Raw genomic sequence first — 7,090 nt, 5'->3', positions numbered from 1 at the left:
GCCTGTTCCAAGCCCTGCTTGGACAGGCCGCGGAACTTCCGCAGCCACGGCTGGACGAGCGAAAACAGGCACTCAGCTTGGTTAATGTGGACGCCGTCGGGCGATACGTATCTTTCCTTGTGGACGACCGTCCGGTGGTCAAACTCCATTTGACGGTATGCTTGGAGTCCGTCGGTCCAGACCTCTCCCAGCCGCTGGGAGAGGTCTTCAGCCTCCTGTATCACTGGTTCAAGATCGTCCTGGTAGTCGATACCGAGTTGGCCACGGATCACACGAAGCGAGTCGCGGCACGCCGCGACGAGCGTCAGCTGATCACCGTGGCGCCCCTGCCAGCGTGATCGGCCTGTTTGGGATGAGCCGCCGCGAGAACGGCTGTTCCGCGGCGTCTCTTGGCCTTTGTAGCCCGAGCAAACCTCACCAGATTCGTCGACTTGTGTCGGTCCATCGATAGTCTGATCGAGGAGGCTCCAAACCACGGGGAAGCCGCGCTGAACCGCGGCTTCCACCTCCCGAATCGCCGTGTGAATGGTTTTGTAGGCTCGACCGAGCAACGGCGCTATCTGGTTGATACTGAGCAGTGTATCGGCGTAGAGCGTGAACGCGAGAAGCACCTCACCGCAGGAGAGGTGCTTCTCGTGGAATGGTGTTCCGTAGGTGTAGACCGGCTTGAAGTTGCAGTCACGGCACCAAACACGGTCAAGATGCGGCCACGTTTGAACGGCGTTGTGCCCGCACCGTGGACAGGACGTATTCTCCCAGAATTCCTTGAGTCGCCGCTCGATGCGGGCATCGAGCGGCTCCGTGTCGATCTCGACGACGCCCAGCTCGATTAGCTCTCGAAACATCCCGCCGAACGCCGGCTGAGCAGAAGACATACTCCTAGATTATGGCGGGCTCAGTGTAACTACAGGGTCTTTCCGTAGCTCTACACAAGAGCGAGTTGAGTTTTTTGCGCCCGGGAGAAGGGCGCAGGGCGCGAGACGATGCAGTCGCACGTCGACGAGGATTCCTGAAGTGAGGTGACTGAGATGAAAGATCCAGAGTCCAGAACCATCTTCGCTGGCGTCGATGGATGTACCGACACAGAACTACCCGAGTGGTATCGAGAGCGCCATGGAGATGCAGACCCCGTGACCTTCGCCGAGGCGGTTCGCGATCTTCCGCAGGCCGTCGAGACCACCGTGGCGTACCAGAATCCGTACACCGACGAGTGGGTCGAGACGGAGCGGTTCAACGCGCTCGTCGAGCCGAGTCGGGCTCGGGAGCAGGCCATAGATGAGGACGCGGAGACGGACCCGTTGTTCCACGTTCCCACTGACAGCTACTCGATCATCAACCCGGTCGACGTCTACGGGCCGCTAGAGGAGGTCCTCCGCGAGGAAACCATCGACGGGATGCCGCTGGGCGAGGTGATGTTCGGCAAGATTCGGCGCTATCGGGGCGGCGGCGAGGTCCACATGGACATCATGTTCGACGGCCTCGAGGTGCGCCTGCCCGGCCGGTCGGAACCAATCACGATGGGCGTCACGTCGGGCTACGACTTCTTCGGCGAGCATGCCGTCTACGTGGAGGGGTTCGCCCAGGACGGCTACTGTTCGAACACGATGCGCTCGCTCACCGACAAGGAGGTCATCAAACACGTCGGCGACGTGCGGAACTTCCGGAGCTGGTGGGAGGAACTCCTCGCACAGGTCGAACTCGTCGCCGACGACCTATTCGAGTTCATCCGGGACGCTCAGGATATCGACCTGGACTTCTCGGAGCTCCCGTTCACCGTCACGGAGTTCTACACCCTGCTGGGGTTCCCGGACTACCTGGCCGAGCGTGCCGCCGGCGATGCGGAAGCCAATGCAGCGTCGCCCTTCGAGATCGATATGTGGACGCTGCATTCCGGTGCGACGTACGCGCTCACCCACTTTTTCCAGGGGAAAGAGGGGGCATCTCTCGATCAATACGTCCGCATCGCCAACGACATCCTGTTCAACCCGGAAGGCACGATCGAGCGTGTTGAGCAGGCGTACGAGCAGGAGTTAGAGGCGGACGGCGACGACGGGTCGCAAGCCTCGCTGGGCGGCGAACGAGCGCTGGCGAGCATCGAGCGCGTCAGCGACGACCTGCAGGAGAAAGTCGAGCAGTTCGAAGAGCGAGAGGACGCGCTGCGTGAGCGGTTCCAAGAGGCGATGGCCTGACGCCGCGTCGGTGATGTAGTCGTCTGTTCTGTTTTTCTCGCCCTGGATGGGTGGAGGGCTACCGAGATGGAACAGTCCACGATTAGCGACGGGAGTGACGACGAATTCCCCCCTGAGAAGCGTCTTGAAGCACCGAATTACCGATTGATCAAGGCCGGTATTGCGACGATCCCGGATATGGAAACCCTCCAAGAGTGTGTTGCCTACGAGAACGCCCACCAGAATCGGACGCAGATCCTGCGCCGGCTCAAGTGGAAGGCAGCAGAGTTACGAGAAGCCCAGAAGGAAGACGAGTAGAGTACTCTACTCAGCTGTGCTAATTTCATCGAACAGCGACTTGACTCGCTGTTCGATATCGTCACGTATCTCCCGCACTCGATCAAGGTCCTGGCCGTCAGGATCTTCTAAGGCCCAGTCCCGGACATCGACCTCGTCGCCGACATCGCCGACGTCGAGTGTCGAACAGCCCATCGTGGCGACATAGTCACAGGACCGTAATTCCTCGAGCGAGATCTCGCGAGGGGTCTGATCGGAGAGATCAAACCCGGCTTCATTCATAACCTCAATCACTTCATCGTGTACGTGGTCGGCCGGGTGAGTTCCGCCAGTGAGGATTTCCACGCGGTCCTCGAGACCGCGTTGTTCTCGTTCACGTTCCGCGAAGGCCGTGGACATCTGCGAGCGGCCAGCGTTCTGGACGCACATGAAGGCGATACGAGTCGGGTCATCTGCTTCAGTGTTGGATGACATGTTTCTGTTAATCGTCAGTCGTCGGCTCAGGTGCGGATGAATCGAGATTTCCAGTATCGAAGCCACCCCAGTCGAACTTTCGCTGGAAGTACAGGGCGACGTTGACCAGCGCAAGCAGGACGGGGACCTCGATTAGTGGGCCGACAACCGTTGCGAATGCGACGCCGGAGCCGACCCCGAACACCGCCACGGCGACGGCGATGGCGAGCTCGAAGTTGTTCGACGCCGCCGTGAATCCGATAGCCGTCGTCGTCGAGTAGTCCGCACCGATGCCCCGCCCCATCCCGAAGCTCACGAGGAACATCACGACGAAGTAGATCGTCAACGGCACCGCGATCAAGAGGACGTCACCAGGCGAGGCGACGATGTTGTCGCCCTGCGTGGCGAACATCACGATGACGGTGAACAGGAGCGCAACGAGCGTCAGCGGGTCGATCTTCGGGATGAACTCGTCATCGTACCACGCTTCGCTTTTGGCGCGAGTGCCGACATACCGGGTGAGGAACCCGCCGGCGAACGGAATCCCGAGAAAGATGACGATCGCCTCGAACACCTGCATCGGCGTGATGTCGAACGTCGTGATGCCGGCGACGAGTGACTCCATTCCCAGTAGCGGCGGGAGGAAGAGCGCGAAGAACCAGACGTACACCCCGTAGGTGACGATCTGGAAGAGGCTGTTGAACGCAACCAGTCCCGTCACGTACTCGGTCGAGCCCTCCGCGAGTTCGTTCCAGACGAGTACCATCGCGATACACCGAGCCATCCCGATGAACACGAGCCCGAGGAAGTATTCGGGACGCGCCGGAAGCCCTGGAACGAGCCCGCTGAAGAAGACAACCGCGAGCCCGAACATCAACGTCGGGCCGATCAGCCAGTTCTGCACGAGGCTCAACCCGAGTACTCGCCAGTTGCTGAAGACGGTCCGAAGTTGCGAGTAATCGGCCTTCGCCAGTGGCGGATACATCATCGCAATGAGGCCGATCTCGACGAGATGGAAGTTCTGAATCGGTTGAGTCACCGACGGGGCGACGAAGCCGAGCCCGACGCCGATCGCCATCGCGCCAAAGATCCAGACGGTGAGGTACTTATCGAGAAAGTCCATCGACCGTGGGTCGCCACAGCTCTCACAGTCGCAATTGGGGCCGTGGTCGTGGGCGTCGACGTTACTCATCGCTCACACTCCCCTCAAGGACGGTGACGAGCGCAACAGCTCGGTTGGTGGCACGGTACTTCTTCCACCGGCCGTCCTTCCGGCCGTCGACCAGGCCAGCATCGACGAGCTGTGAGAGCGCGTGACTGAGCCCGCTCTCGGTCACGTCAACGACCGCATTCAGTTCACAGACACAGAGTTCCTCCTGGGCGGCAACAAGGACGCGAACGAGTGTATACCGCGTCTCGTTGGAAAGGGCCGACAACACACCGAGTTCAGCATCCACCTGCGCTGTCCCGAGCGCCGCTTCGAGGGTACTGAGTTCGTCAAGGCGGCGCTCGACATCCTCACTGCGACACTCCCCGAGTTCATCATCGAGATAGCGGCGAAGTCGTTCCGTAGCTTGTGCCATCGAAGTTGACTTGAGTGGAATCTCAAATAATGGTTTCGAATGTAGTCGGTGAGTGAACCGGATAAGCCCCTCCTTGATTAGGTTATGCCAATATATGAGAACGGACGGAAAGCATTATACTTGAATATTCTTTAAACCCAGATATGGAGGCGAACTCAGTGAGCGACTCACAGCTCGTTCGTGCCAGTGAGAGTAGCCGCAAGCAGCGTGACGGAGCGGAATTCATCGGCGGCTACGGTAAGAAAACGGGGGACTCAGACCTCCTCTTTATCGAAGGACAGCTGCCGGAAGAGGGAGACCGAATCGCGAGCGATGCGTCCCCTGAGCGTCAGCTTGACTTGTGTTTACAGAACCTCGAAACCGAGCTTGAACGGCAGGGAAAAGAAATGAGCGATGTTCTGCAGCTTACCCTGTATCTCGCCGAGATGGATGCATACGAGCGTGTGAACGACACCTACAAGCAGTACTTTGAGGAGACGTTCCCAGCCCGGACCACAGTCGGCGTCTGTGAGCTGCTCGGCGATGCGACAGTGACCGTTGATGCAGTCGTTGCCATCGAATAACGCCAAGGCAGTCGTCACAGATACCTCCTCAACAAGAGGGTATGATGCAATTCGCGATCCGATCTGAGACCGTAGACGGCGCATCTATCTCCACTCTATTATAGAGAAGTCCGCCCAATTCTCAGAGAATAACGGTAGAACGATTCTAAGGAGAGCAGTCCATCGTCTTCGGCCAAACTCAGCCACTCGTTCAGTGGATATTCGAGTTCTTCGTGAACAAGGTGCTCGCACAATTAACCAACAAACACAGGACTTGCTCAATATTATTGGTTAATTCTATGCGGCCGGTCGTTTTTCTCGCCCCCATCAGGGGACGCGGGGCGGCCAGCAGCGGCCTCGCGATCCCAACCAGGGGCTCAGTTAGCATCAACAGGTGACGACTCGTAAGCACGGGAACTGACATTCAAATACCAAGCCGGGACCAAACTGAGTGATTCAATCACATCACAAATTATGGGAAAGAAGCTGTACTCAGACGAAGAACTCCTCAATCGTCTCCAGGAATTCGCCTCAGAACTCGGGCGGCCTCCGTCGCAGAATGAGATGAACGAGTCCGGCCCTCATGCCGCAAAGACCTACGCGGACCGTTTCGGGTCGTGGAATGGAGCGCTTAAGACTGCCGACCTTGAGACGGGAACAAACGAACCAGACGGAAGACCAGCGACATCGAAAGCCGATCTTCTTGCGGACCTCAAATCAGTCGCTAAAATCGTAGGGGAGACACCTTCAGAGCGAATCTACAGAGATCACGGAAAGTACTCGGTGAAAACATACTGCAAGCGATTCGGCGGGTGGAACTCAGCACTACGGGCAGTTGGGATGGAGCCCAACGTTGAACTGAACCTCTCGGAAGAAACACTCATAACCGCTCTACAGGAGTTCGCTGAGGAACTTGGCCGTCCACCCACGACAGACGAGATGGATCAAGATGGTCCATACACCACAGGTCCGTACAAGCGGGCCTTCGGAAATTGGAATCAGGCTCTTCGGAGGGCTGGCTTGGAGATATACTATGCACGAAACGTGAGTGAGGAAAGTCTGCTGTCTGAACTCACGAGGCTCAGCGAAGAGTTGGAACACGTTCCCTGTAAAGAGGAGATGCGGGACCAGGGAAAATGGAGCGGATCGGTCTACCAGGCGCGATTTGGCTCCTGGAACGAGGCTCTCGCAGCCGCTGGCTTCGAGCCAAATACCCGATGGCGAATTCCACGCGAGGATCTATTAACCGAATTGCGAGAGCTCGCGGGAGAGTTGGGACATCCACCGACGACGAGTGAGATGCTTGAACACGGGAAATACACGACTCAGCCGTATTGGCGCGTATTCGGATCATGGCGAACGGCACTTCAGGCGGCCGATCCGGACTATTTAGAGAACTATCGTCAATCAGATACCGAGTCAATTCCATTTGGCTCGAACTGGCCACAGATTCGTGAGGAAATCATTACCCGCGACAACGAATCCTGTCTCCGCTGTGGGATGGACCGCGGAACACACCGAGACCAGTTCGACCGTGATCTCCCGGTTCACCATCGAATTCCACGCCGGCGGTTCTACAACAATCCAGACCGTTCGGTCGATGATGCAAATGTCCCGAGTAATCTACTGACACTCTGTATTCCGTGTCATCGACGTCTCGAACGGCTACCGGTCCAGCCAATAATCGGGTGAGCTGCGAAATTCTGCATCCAATCGGCTCTATTGAATCCACGGACGGCGTAGGGACGAGCCGTCAGAACGTTGGAAGTGAAGCGGGAGAGTACAGTTGTGCAAAAGGTCCTCTTCCGCTTCGTTAAACAAGCTGTCTCGATAGCACGAAAACTTACTGATGCTGCGCTAATGCAGATCAGCCATCCAGCCGGCAACGGGGTTGCCGGCTGGAAGCACGCCGTCCTGCACTTTCTCCGGCTTCACATGGACGCAACGCTCCAAGAAGTCCTCGACTGGGCCGAGGAGATGGAGCGGGTACGAGCCGCGCTCGTTCTCGAGCGCGGCGAGTTCCCCGGCCCATCCGCGCTCTGCAAGT

General features: G+C 58.1%; 8 protein-coding genes and 1 pseudogene. 5 read left to right on the top strand and 4 right to left on the bottom strand.

What is annotated here, in order from left to right; translation table 11 throughout:
- Positions 1-875, bottom strand: an 875-nt coding sequence (locus BLT27_RS18660; protein WP_089736614.1) for an IS1595 family transposase, incomplete at its 3' end; no start/stop codon positions are given.
- Between the two features lie 153 nt (positions 876-1,028).
- On the opposite strand from BLT27_RS18660, the gene BLT27_RS18655 reads away from it, so the two are divergent.
- The gene (locus BLT27_RS18655) at positions 1,029-2,189 is read left to right on the top strand and encodes a hypothetical protein (protein ID WP_089736612.1); all 1,161 of its coding nucleotides are present in this window, start codon (positions 1,029-1,031) and stop codon (positions 2,187-2,189) included.
- A gap of 66 nt (positions 2,190-2,255) precedes the next feature.
- The gene (locus BLT27_RS18650) at positions 2,256-2,486 is read left to right on the top strand and encodes a DUF8129 domain-containing protein (protein ID WP_089736610.1); all 231 of its coding nucleotides are present in this window, start codon (positions 2,256-2,258) and stop codon (positions 2,484-2,486) included.
- A 6-nt stretch (positions 2,487-2,492) separates the two neighbouring features.
- Here BLT27_RS18650 and BLT27_RS18645 read toward each other — a convergent pair whose 3' ends face one another.
- Genes BLT27_RS18645 through BLT27_RS18635 form a run of 3 tightly spaced genes read right to left on the bottom strand, consistent with a single transcriptional unit; the run spans position 2,493 to position 4,501 of the window.
- Positions 2,493-2,939: a low molecular weight phosphatase family protein gene (locus BLT27_RS18645; protein WP_089736608.1), complete on the bottom strand. Its 447-nt coding sequence runs from the start codon at positions 2,937-2,939 to the stop codon at positions 2,493-2,495.
- A 7-nt stretch (positions 2,940-2,946) separates the two neighbouring features.
- Positions 2,947-4,110, bottom strand: coding sequence for an ACR3 family arsenite efflux transporter (gene arsB, locus BLT27_RS18640; protein WP_089736606.1), 1,164 nt, complete (start codon positions 4,108-4,110; stop codon positions 2,947-2,949).
- Positions 4,103-4,501, bottom strand: coding sequence for an ArsR/SmtB family transcription factor (locus BLT27_RS18635; RefSeq protein WP_089736605.1), 399 nt, complete (start codon positions 4,499-4,501; stop codon positions 4,103-4,105). The genes arsB and BLT27_RS18635 overlap by 8 nt, the downstream gene beginning before the upstream one ends.
- A 143-nt stretch (positions 4,502-4,644) precedes the next feature.
- Here BLT27_RS18635 and BLT27_RS18630 point away from each other — a divergent pair, with 143 nt between their 5' ends.
- The 3 genes and pseudogenes from BLT27_RS18630 to BLT27_RS18625 all read left to right on the top strand — a co-directional run.
- The gene (locus tag BLT27_RS18630) at positions 4,645-5,064 is read left to right on the top strand and encodes a RidA family protein (RefSeq protein WP_089736604.1); all 420 of its coding nucleotides are present in this window, start codon (positions 4,645-4,647) and stop codon (positions 5,062-5,064) included.
- Between the two features lie 453 nt (positions 5,065-5,517).
- The gene (locus tag BLT27_RS19435) at positions 5,518-6,735 is read left to right on the top strand and encodes a homing endonuclease associated repeat-containing protein (RefSeq protein ID WP_139172432.1); all 1,218 of its coding nucleotides are present in this window, start codon (positions 5,518-5,520) and stop codon (positions 6,733-6,735) included.
- Positions 6,736-6,831: 96 nt separating this feature from the next.
- Positions 6,832-7,090: pseudogene (locus BLT27_RS18625) on the top strand (IS5/IS1182 family transposase); the annotation flags it as partial.

This window comes from Haloarchaeobius iranensis (genome assembly GCF_900103505.1).
GTDB lineage: Archaea > Halobacteriota > Halobacteria > Halobacteriales > Natrialbaceae > Haloarchaeobius > Haloarchaeobius iranensis.
This window is presented reverse-complemented; position numbering and strand designations above follow the sequence as displayed.